At 35.9% G+C, this 19078-nt stretch carries 21 protein-coding genes; all 21 read left to right on the forward strand.

What is annotated here, in order from left to right:
• Positions 1-597 precede the first annotated feature (597 nt).
• Positions 598-1101, forward strand: coding sequence for a hypothetical protein (locus BUA73_RS05950; RefSeq protein WP_072903241.1), 504 nt, complete (start codon positions 598-600; stop codon positions 1099-1101).
• 18 nt (positions 1102-1119) lie between these two features.
• Positions 1120-1629 carry a hypothetical protein gene (locus tag BUA73_RS05955; RefSeq protein ID WP_072903242.1) on the forward strand — a complete coding sequence of 170 codons (510 nt, stop codon included), beginning with the start codon at positions 1120-1122 and terminating at the stop codon, positions 1627-1629.
• Between the two features lie 294 nt (positions 1630-1923).
• Positions 1924-2469: a serine integrase family protein gene (locus BUA73_RS05960; RefSeq protein WP_072903243.1), complete on the forward strand. Its 546-nt coding sequence runs from the start codon at positions 1924-1926 to the stop codon at positions 2467-2469.
• 302 nt (positions 2470-2771) lie between these two features.
• Complete coding sequence (locus BUA73_RS05965; RefSeq protein WP_072903244.1) at positions 2772-3341, forward strand: recombinase family protein; 570 nt, start codon at positions 2772-2774, stop codon at positions 3339-3341.
• 121 nt (positions 3342-3462) lie between these two features.
• Complete coding sequence (locus tag BUA73_RS14065) at positions 3463-3615, forward strand: hypothetical protein (protein ID WP_178139230.1); 153 nt, start codon at positions 3463-3465, stop codon at positions 3613-3615.
• Complete coding sequence (locus tag BUA73_RS05970) at positions 3615-5144, forward strand: recombinase family protein (protein WP_072903245.1); 1530 nt, start codon at positions 3615-3617, stop codon at positions 5142-5144. Before BUA73_RS14065 ends, BUA73_RS05970 begins: the two co-directional genes overlap by 1 nt.
• 384 nt (positions 5145-5528) lie before the next feature.
• Positions 5529-5726: a hypothetical protein gene (locus BUA73_RS05975; protein WP_072903246.1), complete on the forward strand. Its 198-nt coding sequence runs from the start codon at positions 5529-5531 to the stop codon at positions 5724-5726.
• Positions 5723-7114, forward strand: coding sequence for a caspase family protein (locus BUA73_RS05980; protein ID WP_072903247.1), 1392 nt, complete (start codon positions 5723-5725; stop codon positions 7112-7114). Before BUA73_RS05975 ends, BUA73_RS05980 begins: the two co-directional genes overlap by 4 nt.
• A 251-nt stretch (positions 7115-7365) precedes the next feature.
• Complete coding sequence (locus BUA73_RS05985) at positions 7366-7998, forward strand: hypothetical protein (protein WP_207649865.1); 633 nt, start codon at positions 7366-7368, stop codon at positions 7996-7998.
• A gap of 2 nt (positions 7999-8000) precedes the next feature.
• A complete protein-coding gene (locus BUA73_RS05990; RefSeq protein ID WP_093426680.1) occupies positions 8001-8504 on the forward strand; it encodes a hypothetical protein in 504 nt (167 codons plus the stop codon).
• 43 nt (positions 8505-8547) lie between these two features.
• A complete protein-coding gene (locus tag BUA73_RS05995) occupies positions 8548-9513 on the forward strand; it encodes a DNA adenine methylase (RefSeq protein ID WP_072903248.1) in 966 nt (321 codons plus the stop codon).
• A 618-nt stretch (positions 9514-10131) separates the two neighbouring features.
• Positions 10132-11376 (forward strand): group II intron reverse transcriptase/maturase, encoded by a 1245-nt coding sequence (gene ltrA, locus BUA73_RS06000; RefSeq protein WP_072903249.1) that lies wholly within the window; start codon positions 10132-10134, stop codon positions 11374-11376.
• A gap of 316 nt (positions 11377-11692) precedes the next feature.
• Positions 11693-11968, forward strand: a complete 276-nt coding sequence (locus BUA73_RS13885; protein ID WP_143146978.1) for a group II intron maturase-specific domain-containing protein — start codon at positions 11693-11695, stop codon at positions 11966-11968.
• Positions 11969-12167: 199 nt separating this feature from the next.
• Entirely contained in the window at positions 12168-12659 is a 492-nt protein-coding gene (locus tag BUA73_RS14545) for a recombinase family protein (protein ID WP_341465307.1), read from the forward strand.
• 84 nt (positions 12660-12743) lie between these two features.
• Positions 12744-12887 carry a hypothetical protein gene (locus BUA73_RS14550; RefSeq protein WP_341465304.1) on the forward strand — a complete coding sequence of 48 codons (144 nt, stop codon included), beginning with the start codon at positions 12744-12746 and terminating at the stop codon, positions 12885-12887.
• Entirely contained in the window at positions 12888-13214 is a 327-nt protein-coding gene (locus BUA73_RS14555) for a hypothetical protein (protein WP_341465305.1), read from the forward strand.
• A 214-nt stretch (positions 13215-13428) separates the two neighbouring features.
• On the forward strand, positions 13429-13629 hold the full coding sequence (locus BUA73_RS06010) for a helix-turn-helix domain-containing protein (RefSeq protein ID WP_072903250.1): 201 nt from the start codon (positions 13429-13431) through the stop codon (positions 13627-13629).
• Positions 13630-13938, forward strand: a complete 309-nt coding sequence (locus tag BUA73_RS06015) for a hypothetical protein (protein WP_072903251.1) — start codon at positions 13630-13632, stop codon at positions 13936-13938.
• A gap of 213 nt (positions 13939-14151) precedes the next feature.
• Complete coding sequence (locus BUA73_RS06020; protein WP_072903252.1) at positions 14152-14997, forward strand: TIGR02391 family protein; 846 nt, start codon at positions 14152-14154, stop codon at positions 14995-14997.
• Between the two features lie 11 nt (positions 14998-15008).
• On the forward strand, positions 15009-15812 hold the full coding sequence (locus BUA73_RS06025) for a Hachiman antiphage defense system protein HamA (protein ID WP_072903253.1): 804 nt from the start codon (positions 15009-15011) through the stop codon (positions 15810-15812).
• The gene (locus BUA73_RS06030) at positions 15806-18970 is read left to right on the forward strand and encodes a DEAD/DEAH box helicase (protein WP_072903254.1); all 3165 of its coding nucleotides are present in this window, start codon (positions 15806-15808) and stop codon (positions 18968-18970) included. Before BUA73_RS06025 ends, BUA73_RS06030 begins: the two co-directional genes overlap by 7 nt.
• The last annotated feature ends 108 nt before the right edge of the window (positions 18971-19078 follow it).

The raw sequence follows: 19078 nt of genomic DNA on the forward strand, positions 1-19078 counted from the left end.
TTTAACGGCGTCAGATGTAAATAAGAAGGTAAAGAAAAGTAAGTATTATCCTATACAACAAGCAAGAATACCATTTACAGGCTACGCCATAACTAATGGACGAAAAGCTATACAAGATTTTTTTAAGGAAAGAAGTTTTAGTGAGCTTATTTATAGATAGTATGAGAATTTTAGCTAAAAATTGACGGGATAAGTGTTCCCCTTTTAGACTTCAATCGAAACTCTTCGGGGGTAAAAATTTAACTGAACTTATAATGGGAAAATTAGGAATACAAAATTGCCCACTTTAACTTGACACAAACAACTTTGTTCATGGGTGTTGACTGTAGTATTTACTGCAGGGTATAATATAAAAGTAAGAGATGCGAATAGGATGAAATCTAACTATTTCACATCTGAGAAATTCGGCACACCTATGGTATATTATTAGGTTGGCGGTCGGACGGTGGTGGTTTCTTTAACGAGAGTTAAAGATTATAAATAATGATACTATAATTGGATATTGCCCTTAGGGGTTTATTGATGTGCCTTTACATTTTGTGCTGGCACATTTTTTTGTGCCTTGATATAGATAAAAAATTTTAGGAGGCATTTATTATGTTAAAGTATTTTCCAATTGATGATTTTGTAAAGCCCGTTTGTAGTACGGATTTGCAAAAGGTTATGAAAAAAAGTTGTATGAATTTATTTAGTTATGCTTTTGAGTTGTTCAAAGAAGTTGAGAAGGTTTGTGACAATAAAAGATTCACTATTCTTCAAGATGATTTTCGTAGAGGATTTATTTCTGTAGCTGATAATAGATTTGAAGCTCCATTTGTGATTTTTGTTAAACAGGCTGATGATTTAAGCTATAACACAATGATTTATGAAAGAAAGGCTAAAGGTTGTGGGAAAAGCAAAAAAGCCAAAGAGTTAGTTGAAAAAATAAATTTTGCTCTTATTGCCGGCGAGTGTAGTTTAAAAACAGATGGTATTTATTTCAGTTACACAAAACCCTGTGCCATTAATTTTGACCAACAAGACAAAATTAAAATTGTTTCAGCATTTTTTAGAAGTGTGATGGATAGTGAAAATAAAATATTAGATATTATTGATAAATAATAAGTGGGGGTATTTGATATGGTAAATAGCAATAGATTTAATAAAATTGTTAATAACAATATGGTAATTGGTGATTTGACTTGTAAGAGTGCAACAGCTCTTGTATATCTTCGTAAAGTTTTAGATGAAAAAAAGTTATTTAGTGGTTCTGATGCTGAAAAATTTTCTATTGATGTAAATAAAAATTCAGGATTTTGTGAGTTTTCAATTGTGGTTGATAAAGCTAAAAGAAAAATCATGCTTGAAGCAAACATTTTATCATTTAAAGATACTTATGTTGATGAGATTGTGGATATTGTAAATGAAGCTAATAATGAGTTAGAAAATGGTTTTTGCTCTGTGATAAATAACAATGTAATATATAATCTTCGTGACAGTTTTGGCTCATCAATTGATAACTCTGATATTGCAGAAACTGCTTATTGCTTTTTTGATGCATTTGAAAATGATTATATAATCTTGATGCAAGGGGCGTTTTGCGATATGGCAATGGTTGTTGAGAAGGAATTTTTGTTTCCTATATTTTAACTTTTTAAATATAAAGTAGTGGCTAAAAATAGCGTCAATTTTTAATCTGACTATTTTTAACCACTATGTTTTTGTCTGGTATAAATAATTACTATAAAAAGATTTGTAACGGGTTTTAATATAAAATGGCCAAAGTGTCGATTTTTTCAATGTACTTTAAATTGTGGAGTATAAAAGTCGTTAAATATTCCACAATTTATGTGATGAGATTACAAATACATGCTTTATAAAAACAAAATACAGTGTTTATAAAATATATGGACACAGGATATAAGAGAATTAGGGGTGATTAAGGTGCTATATGCTTATGTGCTTGAAAATAAAAGTCGTATTTATGAAGTGGATAATAAACCATTATTTAAACTAATTCGGGATTGTGATTTACCGGAAGATAATATTTTTATTGATGATATGGGTAGTATTGATAGAATTGAATTGTATTCACTTAAAAATAAGGCTGTTTCAGGTGATACCGTTATGGTCCGTAGTTTATTGGATATAGCAGATGCGCCTTCACTTCTTATTGATACACTAAAACACTTCGGAGATATTGGTGTTGATGTGGTATCTGTTAAAGAGCCGTACTATGATTATAAGCAAAATTTTAATATTATTGAGGATGTTTTGGTAATTAGCCTGGAACTTGCAGAGAAGAAAAGAAAGATGGGTATTGATAAAGCAAGAATTGATGGAAAGATGGGCAGAAAGGCTAATTTAGAGATAAAGAATAAGGTTTTGAAGCTGAAAAATGCGAGGTTTTCAATTTCTGAAATTATTGATATGTGCGATATTAGTCGTAGTACCTATTATCGCATCATAAAGAGTGAGAAAAATGCGTAGAAATCCTATCTTAATCTTTCTTGATGATTAAAGTGTGGTAGCGAAAATTTTAGATAAATAAAATATGAAAATATTTTATTATGATATGGTGAATATGTTGCAACTATAAGGCTTTTAAATTTAAAAATTAATAACCTATTTTAATGTTGATATAGCTGAAAATCGTAGAGTTTTACATAAATTTAGTTTTTAAAAGCAAGTTTAGGTATTCAAATATTTTAATTTATGAATACCAATTTGTAGATATGTAGTTAAAAGGGATAAGGAGTGTTCAAAATATTTATTCAAAAGTGGGTGATAAAATGATATATGGATATGCAAGAGTGAGTACAAAAATCCAAGCAAAAGATGGAAACTCACTTGAGGCTCAAATAAAGATGCTTGAAGAAAATGGAGCAGCAAAAATATTTAAAGATTCTATTACGGGTACAAGAATGCAAAGACCAGAATTTGATGAACTCTTAAAGGTGATTAGTCAAGGAGATACATTAATTGTTTGCAAACTTGATAGAGTTGCAAGGTCATTATCTCAGGGAAGTGAACTTATCAACGAACTTATTAAAAATGGTATTAAAGTAAATATTTTGAATATAGGGATAATGGATAATACTCCGTCATCTAAACTGACAAGAAATATATTCTTTGCTTTTGCAGAATATGAAAGGGATATGATAGTTGAAAGAACTTCTGAAGGCAGAGAAATAGCAAAACAAAAGGTCGGGTATCGGGAGGGCAGACCAAAAAAGTTTTCAAAAAGTCAAATTGACTTAGCAATGGAGCTTCTGTCTCATCATTCATATAAACAAGTTTCCGAGATGACTGGTTTATCAAAAAGTACACTCCAAAGAGAAAAAAGAAAATATAGTAATTAACATAAATCCAAACATCTACACAGTTGAGTGTGGTGGAGACATAAACAGGATAACGTGGACATAAATTGAAACTGTTTGCCCTATAAGAATTGAAGTTCAATTTTTATAAGAGGTTTTCGTAATGAAAAAAGATGTTAGTAATTTAAAAGTAGTTAGAGTATTTGAGGAGGATGCAGTATCTTTTGACAATATGTTTGAAAGTGTAATAGATGGCGTTGTTGAAGATGCTATTTATAATAGTCTTGTTGTGCCACACGATTTGGAGGTGGCATAATGAGAGCTGCTGTATATGTAAGGGTTTCTACTGATAAAGATGAGCAAAAGGATTCTTTAGTATACCAACAAGAGTTTTTTCAGAATTATATTAAGGATAATGGATTGGAATTATATAAATTTTATATTGATATAAAGTCTGGAACTACTGAAAAAAGGGTAGGTCTTCAAGAGATGATAAAAGATGCTCAAAACAATAAATTTGACATTATTTTGACTAAAGAATTAAGTAGGCTTGCAAGAAATCAAAAATTTGCAATGACTTTAAAGGAATTATTAGAAAATAAGAAGATAGATTTAATTACAATGGACGGAGCAATAGATACTACAAAAGGAAATACAAATATGTTTGGATTATATGCCTGGGTTTATGAACAAGAAGCTCAAACAACCTCAAGGCGAGTAAAAGATACTTTAAGTACTCGTGCAAAAGAAGGTAAGCACCATGCTCAAGCTCCATATGGATATAGAAAAGTTGAGGGTAAATTGATTGTAGCAGATGATGAAACTCCGGGTAATGTAAAGCGCATTTTTAGAGAATACATATCTGGCAAAGGGTTTGATGCTATTGCAAGGGGGTTATATGAAGAAGGTTATAGAACTCCATCACAAGTCATAGGCAAGAAAAATGCTAGTGAACTTTGGCATGGGTCATCGGTAAGGGGAATTTTAGAAAATCCTCATTATTTGGGTAAAATGGCACAAGGTAGAGAGGAAACAATCAGTGTAGTAAACAAGAGAAGGAAAGTTATAGATGTAGATAAGTATATTGTTGTTGAAAATACGCATGAACCATTAATTTCTGAAGAAGATTTTAAGACAGTTCAATCACTTTTAGAAAGTAGAAGACAAAAGGCCTTCAGCAGTAAGAATGGTGAAAATCAGCCGAGTAGACCACATCAAAATATACATCTTTTTACCGGGTTGATTTACTGTGCTGACTGTGGTAGCGGATTTCATTTTAAACGTAATAGAAAAGGTTATGTATGCGGAAGATATGATAAGCATGGACGCAAAGCATGTAGCGACCATATTGTTAGAGAAAAAGATTTGATAGATATAATACGGGAAGATTTAAAAACTCTATCTAAAAATGTTAGTTCTAAAAATAGATATGAAACAATTAAAAATAAATTGTCTAAGAATAAAATAAAAATAGAAAAAGAATTAAAAACTGTTGAGGGTAAAATTGCTGCTATAACTACATTTAAAACTAAGGCATTAGAAAAGTTAATTGCTGAAGAAATTACAAAACCCGATTATGATTTGATAACTAATTCAAAAAATCAAGAATTAGAAAAACTACTTGTTTTACAAAATACTTTGAAAAAAAGAGTAAATAATGAAGTAGATGAGGTATTATTTCAAAAGATAAAGCAAACGGTTGATGAGAAATTAGAACTAAATGAAATAACTCGTGAAATTTTAAATAGGTTTGTTGATAGAATTGTTGTGACTGAAGATAGTACAGTTACAATTTATTATAAATTTAATGGTTCTGACAAGATTATAAATGAATTGATGGAATGATACAATGAAAATAACTAGCCTTGAGAAATCGAGGCTTTTTTGATATAATAAGAAATATAAAAAGATAACGTTGAATGAAGTTTCCTGCACATAGCAACCAACACATATTGAGGCGGTTGTTCTGCTGACACGTTGTGGTCAAAACGATAAATAAGCCACTCTGACCACAAGATGTTGTGGTTTTTAAGTAAAAAATGGGCAAAAATTAGGCTAAAAAGTGCCCGATTTTTGCCCTGATTTTTAGAGGAAAATATAGATGACATAGGTGATTTTAACTGATGGCAGGTTAAAAAGTTGATGTTAGAAGCAGTTGGTTAAGAAAAAAAATCATACTATGCCGTATTGTTAAGGACTACAAACAATGATAAGAAAGAGAGGATAACCATGAATAAAAAAGAAATAGAACAAGCAATTTATGTGGAAATATCTGAGTGTCTTAAAAAAGTAGGTACGATGCCATTTGATAAAGCACTTCCATTGCTTCAAAAAGATGCGTGGAGACTTGCTGATAAATACAATACTGATGGTGGTAATGTTATTAACATATTGCTTACATACATGAATAAGGGGGATACTAAATGAACGTAAGCAGAGGGCTTGCTATTGTCATTGCAAATGAGCAATACCAAAATTGTAATCCCCTGCCGTCTTGTTCAAAGGATGGTGTTGATATGAGTACTATTCTCAAGAGGCTTGGATTTGATGTGCTTGAAGCATATGACTATTCTCGAAATGACTTATTTCAACAGATTAGCAATTTCTTAAATGTAGCGGAATCATATTCAACAGTACTCTTATATTATTCAGGTCACGGTGTTCAGATTGATGGAGAAAATTACTTGGTTCCTGTTGATTGCACTCCTATTGATAATAAAACAATTATGATAAGTACAGGATTAGTCCCTATTAGGGTTGTTACTGAATATATGAGTGCTCATCCGCAAAAAACCAACATTATGGTTCTAGATGCATGCAGAACATCGCCTGCTTTTACAAAAAACATTTTTTCTGGTGGATTAGCAGAAATGAAATCAGGTAGTGGTACATTTATAGCTTTTGCAACTTCACCTAATACTGTTGCTATCGGATCTTCATCGCCGACAAAGAATAGTATTTTTACGGAATGCCTTTTAGAGCATATTGAAAAGCCTAATATTAAAATAGAAGACTTATTTAAACTGGTTCGTAATGATGTTGATAAGCGAACAAATGGAACGCAAGTACCTTGGGAAAGCACATCATTAATGTCAGATTTTTGTTTCAATATTATGAATGAAGATGAGATTAATGAACGCATTTATCAATCATTAAGGAATTTATATATGGCTGAAACTCTGATTGGTCTTTCAAAATATTTTACAATGTCCATATCAGATATTATTCGTACCTACTTACATCAAAAAAGCGAAAAACCTGGGGGAATATATTTTAGCGATAAGGAAGAACTAGAAGAATATATATTGCATATACTTTTAGAGTTTGGGTTTGAATTTAACCATTATCGCTGGATGTATAAAGACAATCCAGTAATAATGGGAGAACTTTATCATAATCCTGCTCGGATAGCATTACAGCCAGTACGAGGGTGCGAAGTCCATGCTACCTTTAATTTATACCAACCAATTATCGATAATATAGGATGTGTCATTAGCGGCTCAACTTCACTTCCACAATATACCAACTTAATGATAAATTTAGTTAATACAGACCTACCATATTCAGCACAATCGAAGGCAAGTGTAAATGAGGATGGTGAGTTTTCCAGCCAGCCTTTTAGCAGAAAAGGACTCAATATTCCGAAGGGTGAATATACAGTAATAATTTCTATGCCGATTGCAAGTGTACAGCCTACAAGTGTTCAATTAAAAATTGGCGAACGTGGAAAAAACTTGGCGGGATTGTATGTGAAACTTGATGTTTTGAGTGGTAAAAGTATTGAATACAAACAAATGATAACAGTTCAATATTAGAATGTCAGTCTCACATCATGATTTACTTATTTCATCTTGATAGATTATTTTTATAATTTATACTTATATGTACGAAAATCCAGAGGCATTGAGAAGAAAATTCTTGATGTCTCTGTTTTCATATAAACCTAAAATACAATTTAATAAATCTGCCATCGGGCAAAACAACCATGAGGTTATGTTCTTCGTTACTGAAAAACATAGCCTCTTTTTTTATTTTCCGATTTGCAGAAAAGAAAGGACTGATTAAAGTGATTACAAAATTTATGAGAGATACGCCTCTTGCTGCTATAGAAATAGAAATGCAACTTATTCCTGGATTTACTCCTCGTGCTTGCGGAACATTCCGAAGCCAGCAAAGATATGTGAATCCAAACAATCCGAACCCTATTTTATATGAAGAATCGCTAGGGTTGTTTTTGAAAGAGATAGAGATTCAGGCATTTGCTCTGCGAGTGCAAAGAATCATAGAGGCTGCGAGCAACCTCGGAGAAAGCGAGGTGAACCAAATGCTTTTTAGAAATGCAGAGCATAAAAAAAGATTTCAAAGTATCTGTAAAAGCGGTCTGTTTCCGAAGTTAGAAGAAAGCTACGGATATGCAGCCGCTATTTTTTTACTCTCTGAAGATGCGTTTGTTTGGAGTAAGACAAAAAGTTGTTTAGACAGCCAACTTATTCATTTTGAAGCTATCTGCATTCATGGTGTGGATTTAGATGGATACGCCATCTTTCATATGGCAAAGGAGCTTTACTCTGGGAAGCCGCATATCACTGTTTCGGAATTAAGCGATCCGGAACTGATTAATGATAGGCTCCTGCGGCTTATCGTCAATGCCTTTTTAGTGAGGCGATATGGAATCAATGTAATCAAAGGAGGGCGATAGCAATGGAAAAACAAGAGCTTCAAACCTTGCGGCTGTGGAATCCCCTGTTCCCAAAGATTTATCGTAAAAACGAATGGGGTGACACCGAAAATGAACCAGAGGATATGGATGCTAATGAAATAGTGGAATATAAAGAAGAAGTCCTAGTTGCTATTGAACGAGAGAAACTCTCAAATGAAGGCGAGCGTGGTTTGGCTGTTTACCTTGATAACGATGTTCTAAGAGGAAAAGTGTACAGTATTAATCTGGCTGTTGAGGAATGGGATGGCAAACTGTGGGGTGTTACAGAAGTACAGTCGCATGGCGAACTGACACAGGCTGAACTTGACGATGTTATATCAGAGCTGACAGGGCAGTTTTCAGACGGTTGGGGTGAGGGCTTCGAGCAGCGACCAATTGATACTTCCGATGGAGAATTGTATCTCAGCTTTTTGGATGCAGGAAATGTATTTTTTATTAAACCAGAAGAACAATTGAAAACCAACAGTCACAAGGCTTTGGCATGATAATGACATAATTATTTGTTGCGTTTAAGGGAGGTGATGCAATATCAATAGTTTTATTAGTTGGGTGGGCGGTAAAAAAGCCCTCCGAAAAATCATTTACAAGCTGTTCCCAAAGGACTTCGGAAGATACATTGAAATCTTTGGCGGTGGAGGCTGGGTGTCGTTTGGCAGGCCGCCTGATCCAAAGGCAATGGAGGTATATAACGATTATAACGCTAACCTTGCCAACATGTTCTACTGTGTCAAGAACCGGACTTGGGAGTTTTTAAGACATCTTGGCTTTTTGCCTATTAACTCAAGGGATGAATTTATAGTCATCCGCAAATTCATGGAAAAGGAGGAATTCGACACCGAGTATTTGAAACAGGAACTGGAGCTTGCACAGCATAATCTGCCGCCTCCTGAGTTTGAGGACATCAAGGAGATTATGCAGGAGAATGCAAAAACCAGTGATGTACGCAGAGCAGCAGCTTTTTTCAAGCTCATTCGTTACAGCTATGGAAGCGGCTGTACTTCCTATGCTTGCCAGCCATTCGATGTGCGGAAAGCATTTTTTCTCATTTGGGAAGCATCGCGAAGGCTTGCAAATACAGTGGTGGAAAATAAAGATTTTGAGGCGTTGATCCGGCAGTACGACCGTGACAATGCCTTTTTTTATTGCGATCCGCCGTATTATGAAACCGAGGGTCACTACGCTGTGGTGTTCCGAAAGGAAGATCATGCACGGCTCCGGGATACTTTGGCATCCAGCAAAGGTAAATGGATGGTTTCTTACAATGACTGTGAATATATCCGGGAGTTGTACAAAGACTTCCACATTTTATCCTTTACCCGTATCAATAACCTAGCCCAGCGGTATGACGGAGGTTGCGAGTATCCGGAGGTTATTATAACCAACTATGATCCGAGAGAGCGTCAGCAGGCAGAATCAAGGCAGATGAATCTTTTTGATTATCAAAATGAAGGAGAGGAAGAAGATGAATTCTATCGAACAAATGAGATGGGCTAAAGACCTTATCTCAGAAAAGACAAACGGTTTTATGGAGCTTACAGTCGGAAATATGCATGATGATTGTGCGCCACGAAAGCGTATCTAAGTAGCCTGAAAAGGTTGCCTAGAAGATAGCTATGCTATACAAATGATGGTGGAGGGCCCACCCAAATCGCCGTACAGGCGGAGATTTTAAACTACCTTAAGGTGCTGTAGACAAAAGCTATGGTATTGAGCATTAAGTAAAAGGCAGTACTAAACTGTCATGTGTGTGCTAAAAAGATGAATGAACATATGAGCCACTTACGAAAGTGTCGAAAGCGTATAGATCCCATCAAAACTAGGGGGTAGTCATTAAACTAGGATAAGTCTAGAGGAAACCTGTTTACTGATTAGGCGGTGGGCGGCATAAAGGTGGCATGACTTTAGCATAGGCGTTTGTATGGAACGTGGGAACCCACGGCTTGATGTTAAGAGAGTATTTCAAGCGGAAGAAACGTAAGAAAAGAGTATCAATGCAAGCATGGGGGCAGAGTGAGTCATAGTAGTAATGAAGCTTCTGTAATGGAAGTGGAGCGAAGGACTTCAAGTTATTCAGTTTCAAGGATAAGTCAACTTTGAAAGGAGGAGGAACTTATGCAAGAAACAAAGCCGTTTAATATCTCTAAAATGGTTGTAGCTACAGCCTATGAGAAAGTGAAAGCAAACAAAGGAACATACGGAGTTGATAAGCAACCTATAGAAGATTTTGAAAAGAATCTAAAGAATAATCTATATAAAATATGGAACAGAATGTCATCAGGAAGCTATTTCCCTAAACCTGTGAAAGCTGTAGCAATTCCAAAGAAAAATGGAGGAATAAGAATACTTGGTATTCCTACTGTTGAGGATAGAATTGCACAGATGGTAGCTAAACTATATTTTGAACCACAAGTAGAGCCTATATTCTATGAAGATTCTTATGGATATAGACCAAACAAATCAGCAATACAGGCACTAGAGATAACTAGAAGAAGGTGCTGGAGAAAAGACTGGGTTCTCGAATTTGATATTAAAGGTCTATTTGATAACATCAGACATGACATATTATTAGAAATGGTAAAGAAGCACACTCAAGAAGAATGGATTATCTTATACATTCAGAGGTGGTTAACTACACCATTTCAGATGGAAGATGGAACGATAGTATCAAGAACCTCAGGTACACCGCAAGGTGGCGTTATAAGCCAAGTACTTGCAAATCTTTTCTTACACTATGTATTTGATGATTTTATGGTCAAAGAATTCAAAACCATTCCTTGGGCGAGATATGCAGATGATAGAATAGCACATTGCGTGTCTTTAAAACAAGCGAGGTATCTACAGAAAAGATTGCAAGAAAGATTTGAGCAATACGGATTGCAGCTAAACCTTGAGAAAACAAGAATTGTATATTGCAAAGATGATGATAGAAAAGGAAATTATCATAATATATCCTTTGATTTTCTTGGATATACGTTTAAACCGAGAGGTGCAAAGAGTAAGTATGGTAAGTACTTTACCAGCTTCCTCCCTGCGATAGCAGAAAAGGCTAAGAAGGCAATTCGTAAAGAAGTAAGAGGTTGGAAATTGCAACTTAAAGTAGATAAAGATTTGTGGGACATATCAAATATGTTTAATAAACAGATACAGGGATGGATTAACTATTATACTCACTTCTATAAGTCAGAGATGTATAAGGTACTTCGATATATCAACGGCTGTTTAATTAAATGGGTTCGCAGAAAATATAAGAAGCGAAAACATAGAAGAAGAGCAGAGTATTGGTTAGGAAGTGTTGCATTAAGGGATAGAAAATTGTTTGCTCAGTGGAAATTAGGGATACTACCAACGGCTGAATAATGGGAGCCGTATGAGCTGAGAGGTTCACGTACGGTTCTGAGAGAAACTAAGGGGGAAGTTCCCTTGGTTTACTTACTTTGTATGCTGTTTTAGATATGAAAGCGAAGCTAAAAAGTTTTTAGCAAAGCTAAAAGAAAGGTTATCAAAATTTGGGTTAGAAGTAGCAGAAGATAAAACCAAGATAATCAAGTTTGGAAGATTTCAAAAATCCAAAGAAACTTTTGACTTTCTAGGATTTACGCATATAAATGGTGTAAATAGAAGAGGTAACTATAAACTTGTTCATAATACATCAAGTAAAAAGCTTAAATCTAAAATGCAAGCGGCAAAGCAGTGGCTATATGAACATTTTCATGATAAACCTTCAGAGATAATTGAAAAGTTGAATGTGAAATTAGTTGGTCATTATAGATATTATGGAATTTCAGACAATCACAATAAGCTAAGGAGATTCCAAAATTACTGCCGAAGGCAATTGTATATAGCACTTAATAGAAGGAGTCAAAAGAAATTAACTTGGGAGAAATATCTAAATATATTAAAATACAACCCAATAGTAGAGCCTAAAATATATGTTTCTACCTGGCAATAAATGATTTTTATGAAGAGCCGTATGCGGGAAAACTGCACGTACGGTTCTGTGAGGGGCGGCAGTAATAGAAATATTATGGAAGCCGTCTACTCGACCTGTAGACTCCCTACAAAACATCAGAAAACTTAAGGAAAAGAATATCGGTGTTATTTTTGAGAAAGAGGGTGTCAATACACTGGATGGTACAGGCGAGCTGGTCATTGTACCAGAGGAAGCGGAACTGGTCAGACGAATTTTCAGGCTTTATTTAGATGGTAACAGCAGCATCAAGATTGCAAAAATATTGAAAGCGGAGGGTATCAAAACAGTAACCGGAATGGATACTTGGCAGCCTAGTGTACTAGATCAAATGCTACGAAATGAAAAATATATGGGCGATGCATTACTGCAAAAGACCTATACCGTAGATTTTCTTAGCAAGAAACGAGTGAAAAATCAAGGAATTGTTCCACAGTATTATATTGAGGATAACCATGAAGCAATTATCCCAAGAGAGCTTTTTTATAGGGCGCAGGAAGAAAAAGCAAGGCGGGCTGCCATATACAGGCCATCTGCCGAAAAGAAATCCAAGACAGAAAAAAGCAAATACAGTTTAAAATACTCTTTATCGGATATTATGGTATGCGGAGAATGCGGTCAGCCTTACAGCAGGCAGACCTGGTCAAAGTACGGACAGAAAAGCGCCGTGTGACGCTGTGACAACCGCTTAAAGAACGGAACAAAGAACTGCAGGCATCCCCCCACTTTAAAAGAACAGCCTCTTTATGAGGCAATTATGACCGACATAAACAGCGTGGTAGAAAACCAAGGTGAATTTGTAGGAGCCTTTCGAGAAAATGTAATAAGAGTCATCGGAAGTTACTTCACCAGACATATTCCCTCTGAATATGATGAACAAATAGAAAAACTGCAGGGTTAGATGCTTACCCTTATCGAAGAAAATGCAAAGCAGGGTTCTATCAATGAAAATTTTGACGAACAGTACCATAATATCGCCGAACGGATAAGAGGATTAAAACTAAAAAAGCTTAAGCTGACACAGGAAAATAGGCTGGCAGAAACCTTTAGTCAGAGGATTGATGATGTGGATCATTGCCTCAAGGATAGCACTTGTACGGTAGGAGGATATGACGATGAACTGGTCAGACGGCTGCTGCAAAGTGCTAAAGTAATCGGCAAAGATAAGATAGAAATACAATTCAAGTCTGGAATTGTAATGCAGCAAAGGGTAGCATATTATGAGTAAAGAATGAGCAGGAACAGGTAGTATTCCCAGTTTATGCTTATATGAAGCTGTTAAGACTAAAATCCTCAGTACGCTGAGGGTTTTAGTGTTGGCAGATTGGGACGCAAGACAAGTATTTATATATAATTAATTTACACTAAATGGTGTCAAAACATATACAAAGTTGCTCTAATATAGTATAATTACTAAAATGATTATGCATGGAGGTGCTTTGATGATAGAAAATAAATTTGTTTCAGAACCTTGTGTAGGAACTAAAGAGATTGCTGAACACTTAGGTGTTACTATAGAAACAGTTAGAAAATGGATCAAAGCTGAGACTATACCTTGCAGTCGGGTAGGTAAGTTATGGAAATTTAAAAAATCAGAAGTTGATATATGGATTAAAACTGGCGGAGCAAAAGATGAGAAATAAGTGAAGGTAGACCATACTTCAAATGATAAATCTAATAAGCAATTATACCGCGTCATCGCCGATGAGATTAAGGAATTAAAGAAGAAAAAAGCCAAGGCCATCCGGGAACGCCAGCTTGCAGAGTCCTATGACCAGCGGTTGCAGGATATGGAGGGCTATATGAAGAAAATCGGTTATCTAAAGCGGGAATTTGACGATGACCTTGTCCGCAGGCTGCTCCAGACAGTCAGAGTCATCAATGAAAGCAAAGTAGAAATCCAATTTAAGTCCGGCATCGTCATGAGCCAGCCGATTGACTTTGAGGATTGAATCAGCGGCGGGAGCCCAGAATGAGAGAAAACGCCTGCCACGTACATAAACACTGCTAAGAACAAAATTCTCAGATATAGGAGCTGAGAGTTTTGTTGTTGGCAGTGTTCGCAGAATGAACAAAGCAAACCAGAAATTACTTTGTTCATTAGTGCATCAGTGATATAATAATTTTATTAATGATTTTACAATAGCTTAGGTAGAGGTGGCGGGATGACAAGCAAAATATTAAATCAACAACAGTTGAAAGCTTTATGCGACATTCTCGGTCATACGAATGAGGGTTTTACAAAAACTGAGTTGAAACGGTTATTGCAACAAAGTCAAATTGTTTTAGTGGATGATGGAAATTCTAACAACGGTTACAGTTATACAATTGGGTTAAATAAGCGCGATTGGTTATACAACTGTTTAGCCAATGAAGTAAACACCAGTAAATCTTTGAAAAGAGTCTATCAATTTCTTATAAATGCGTTAGATCCTGTTTCTTTTACAGGACAGGCTGACAGAGAAAAATACCATCATCTTTTAGAAGAAACCAATAGGGTGCTATTATTGGCTGGTTTGTCAGTCAACAATGAAGGAAAGCTTATTGAGGTTGTTCAGGCAAAAACACTAGATGAAGTTGATTGGCGTGTAAACCATTTGAAACGTGAACTTTATAACAGAACTATTCATAGTGAAGTGCAAAAGTATTGCATTAAGAATTACTTGCGCAAAGATTATTATGATGCCGTATTTGAGGCGGCCAAAGGCCTAGCCGAGCGGGTGCGGCAGATAACCGGCTTGACTTCTGATGGTGGAGAATTATTTCAAAAGGCTTTTGCCAAAGGTGATCCGTATCTATTTTTTAATTCCATGCAAACGGACAGTGAAAAAAGCGAGTTTACTGGGGTAAAAGAATTGCTTGAAGCTATATATCATTTGGTGAGAAACCCGGCAGCCCATACTCCTAAAGTTAACTGGAATGTAGAAGAAACAAAGGCATTAGATATTTTGACGTTGATCTCATTCGCACATAAATATTTGGATGAATGTCACAGGATGCCTAACAAATAGGAGAATTGCATATGAGACCTCAATATTTAGACTGGCTTATTCAGGGAAAACCAGTGATTACTTCTGAAGGAAAGTATATTGTTATATATGAACTCGTCATTCAAGATGACGAGAGCGTTCTTAATTCATGGGCAAAGCATTTGCGGGAGCATTATTGTGCAGATTCAGAAATAGATGTCTTACGAGCAGGATATGGTTTTGAAAGAGATGAATATCTAAAAAAAATAAAGTTTCCGGACGCAAACACCAATCCAGGCCCTTCTGTGCGTTCAGGAGATTTTACAGAAATATTAATTGCCGATTACGTTCAATATGTGCTGGAGTATATTGTCCCAAGAACACGTTACGACCGCAAAGTAAATAAGAACTCATCAACTATGGGCAGTGATCTTGTAGGATACAAGTGTGGCAAAAAAATAAGTGGTAACGATGAACTTATAGTTTTTGAAGTGAAGGCCACAGCCAGTGAAGTTCGTCCATCATCGAAAGCCCGGCTACAAAAAGCAGTCGACGATTCCAATAAAGATGTTGTTAGACTTGCAGAAACATTGAATGCAGTTGTTCAGCGATTAATTGATCGAAACGATTTGGAAGAAGCAAAACGAGTACAACGCTTCCAAAATTCTTCGGATACCCCTTATCGAAAGACATTTGCTGCGGCTACGGTACATTCTAATATGTCTTATTCCGAGAACATACTTAAAACGGTTTCTACCATACATCATGCCGACCCGGATTTGAAACTTATAGTTATGCACTGTGATAAGTTAATGGAGTTCATCCATGAAATGTACGGGAGGGCGTGTAGATGTTAATAGGGAGAGATTCAAAATATCTGCTAAAGCAGACACGCTCAAAAGCGAAAATGTATGAATATAGCGTTCCAGATGAATTGCACATCGCAGTAGACGATAATGCAAATGAACTATTATTGATTGCAATTGCGGCAATTGGAAATATTTCAGCACAGGTACTTCATGAAAATAATCCCTACAGGATAATTCCGGCAGATAAAAAAGAGGAGCTTGAATTTGCATCACATTATTTTGATGCTTTTTTAAAATCAAAATTAGATCCAAACTATCCTCAATATTACTTAATTTTAGGAGCAATCGCATATTATTTATGTGATTACGCTGGTAGTGCAAAAGTTATGGCAAATATGATTGACACCGATGAGCTGGAACTAGGGTGTGGTGGAATTGAAACAATACTGGCGTTGTTGCTTCAAGATCAATTGAATGTAAATACGTTGGGGGCTGCTGTTCAAGAAACCTCGTACACGCGATATTTGCATCAAGTGACCACAGCTTATGACACCTGCTTTCACCAGCATAAAACTGCTGAATTAGACTTTATAGTGGAGTTTCGTTCTCTAATATATTCACAAGGCTCCCCGCGAGAATTGTTATTGACCGATGCCATGCTTGCGGTTTTGCTTATAAAAATAGAACGCTCGGCGTTAAATCTGCTTCCAATATATTCAGGGTTGTCGGCAGATAAGTGGAAAGGAATGTTGCAGAACAAAAAGAGTATTTATGAACTTTGGCCAGCTCAAATTCGGCTTGGTGAGGCTGGCGTCTTTTCCGGGAAATCAGCGATTATCCAAATGCCTACTAGCTCTGGTAAAACGACATCCATGTCAATCACTATAAGAGCTTCTTTTCTATCGGGAAGAACCTCGATGGCTGTTATTGTTGCACCCTTTAGATCATTGTGCCGAGAAATAAGTGTTGATATTTCCAACGATTTTTTTGATGATTCCCATGTTCATGTCAACGCACTTTCTGATGTTCCAGAAATGGAAGATCTGCTTGAATTATTAGAATCTGGCGGAGAAAACAGCAAGAACATTTTGGTTTTAACTCCAGAAAAGTTGCTTTATTTACTAAGGCAGGACAATGAACTAATTGTAGATACAGGATTAATCATATTTGACGAGGCACACATGTTTGATGATGCTTCGAGAGGCGCTCAATATGAGCTCTTAATTTCGTCCATTATGATGTATTTGAGAGCCGGTACCCAAAGGCTCCTTCTCTCCGCTGTCATTCCAAACGCAGGGCAAATTAATGACTGGTTCACCGGCGGCGAAGGGGTTGTGATTGCTGATAACTCAATACGTGCAACAGAAAAAACGGTTGCAATTACTGACTGGGAAATGTCTCGTAAGGAGCCATATGGATACCTGTATTTTCTCGATCCGGAGAATCCTAATGAACTCGAATTTTTTGTACCGCGTATTATAGAAATTAAATCATTAAACAAACTGAAAAAGAACGAAAAAGCTCGTTTTTTCCCAGCTGTAAATTTCCAAACGACCAAGGTTGAGCATAATGATATAGCAATTTATCTTGCCGTAAAGCTGAATCATAATGGTGGGGTGGCGATATTTTGTGGAAGAAAAGATACTGCAGACAGTGTTTTGCGAAGAATTCTTGAAATCAATACCAGAGGCATAGATGTCTCGTCATTTATCGAGCATATTGTTGATAATGAACATGAGAAAATAGCACAATTGATAAAAGAAAACTATGGACAAAGCAATATTTATTATGATGCTGCCTTGAAAGGGGTTTTCACTCACCATAGGGGCATATCTAATGGAATAAGAATTGCCACAGAATATGCAATGAAGAAAAATTTAATTAGATGCATTGTTTGCACATCAACCCTAGCGCAAGGTGTTAATTTGCCTATTCGATATTTAATTATTTCAAGTCTATATCAAGCTCAAGAGAAAATCAAAGTGCGAGATTTTCATAATCTTATTGGACGAGCTGGGCGCGCAGGACTATATACAGAAGGAACTATTTTGTTTTCGCAAACTTTTGTATATTCCAGAAGAAATATATTTAAAGACAGATGGCGCTGGAGAGGATATTTAGAAATGCTGGATACCAGTAACGCTGAGTCTTGCCTCAGCCAGTTCCTGTTGCTAGTGCGCCCGGAAACTTTTGAGATATCATATGACGCCTCTGTAGAGTATGACTTTTATAAATTGGCATTGGCTCGTTATACACACGCTGAACGCTACGGAAAAGCTGTGATAACATTAGTATCACAATTTGAAGAAAACTATCCCTTAAAGATATCCACCTTTAAGTCTGCTATTTACAGAGTCAATCTTAGCTTGGATGCAATTGAGAGTTACCTTCTATCATTTCTTAAAGAAGATAATATACAGGATATTAATTTGCTTGTTTCCAGTACATTCGGTTACTTCCTCTCTGACAAAGAGGAAAAAGAACGAATGATGACTCTATTTACAACTGTCAGAAAGTATTTGCTTGATACTGTAAATAGCACAAATAAGCGGGCTGTTTTTAGCCGCACTCTTCTTGGAATTAATCAATTGCTTCAAATAGAACAGTGGGTGGACGTGAATTCTAGTGCACTCATAAGTTGCGAGACAACTTATGAAATTCTTGAGTTGCTTATGCCACAACTTATAGAATATAGTGAAAACAAGTGTATTAAAGCTGTCAGCGTAAAAAATGAACTTCTTGGAATCGCCAATATGTGGATTGCTGGATTGTCCTATAAGCAGATTTTTGATTACGCACTCGAACATAATGTTAAGATCATTCGAAGAAATAAAGAGGTAGACATACAACTTGGTGAAATCATAGATATTTGTGACGAGGGATTTGGGTATGCATCAACACTTATCATCAATGCCATTTCTGATCTGTTACAGTTTAATCATCAGGAAAGCGAAAATGCTTGTAAGCTGATGACTGAGTTGAGCAAACAGATGCGGTATGGACTTCCAACAAGAAGGAGCATAATTATTTATGAATCCGGATTTGCTGATCGGGTGATATCTTTAAAAATTTCAACTGAACTGCTGGGAATTCGCATAAAGACTAAAAAGCAATTTCAAGCAGCCGCAAGGAAAAGGAAAGGCGCCTTGATGGAAGTTTTGTCTGAGTTTCCTAGAGTGTTTTCCGATAGACTGTCTGAACTATAAAAGTTGAAATGCCTCTTCGAAGAGGGATAATTAACACAAGTTCAAATCTATTATATAATCTTATAAGACAAAGTTTTTAATTGATGGCTTAAAAGGTGATTGGTTATT

It is taken from the genome of Hathewaya proteolytica DSM 3090, assembly GCF_900142225.1.
Lineage (GTDB): Bacteria > Bacillota > Clostridia > Clostridiales > Clostridiaceae > Hathewaya > Hathewaya proteolytica.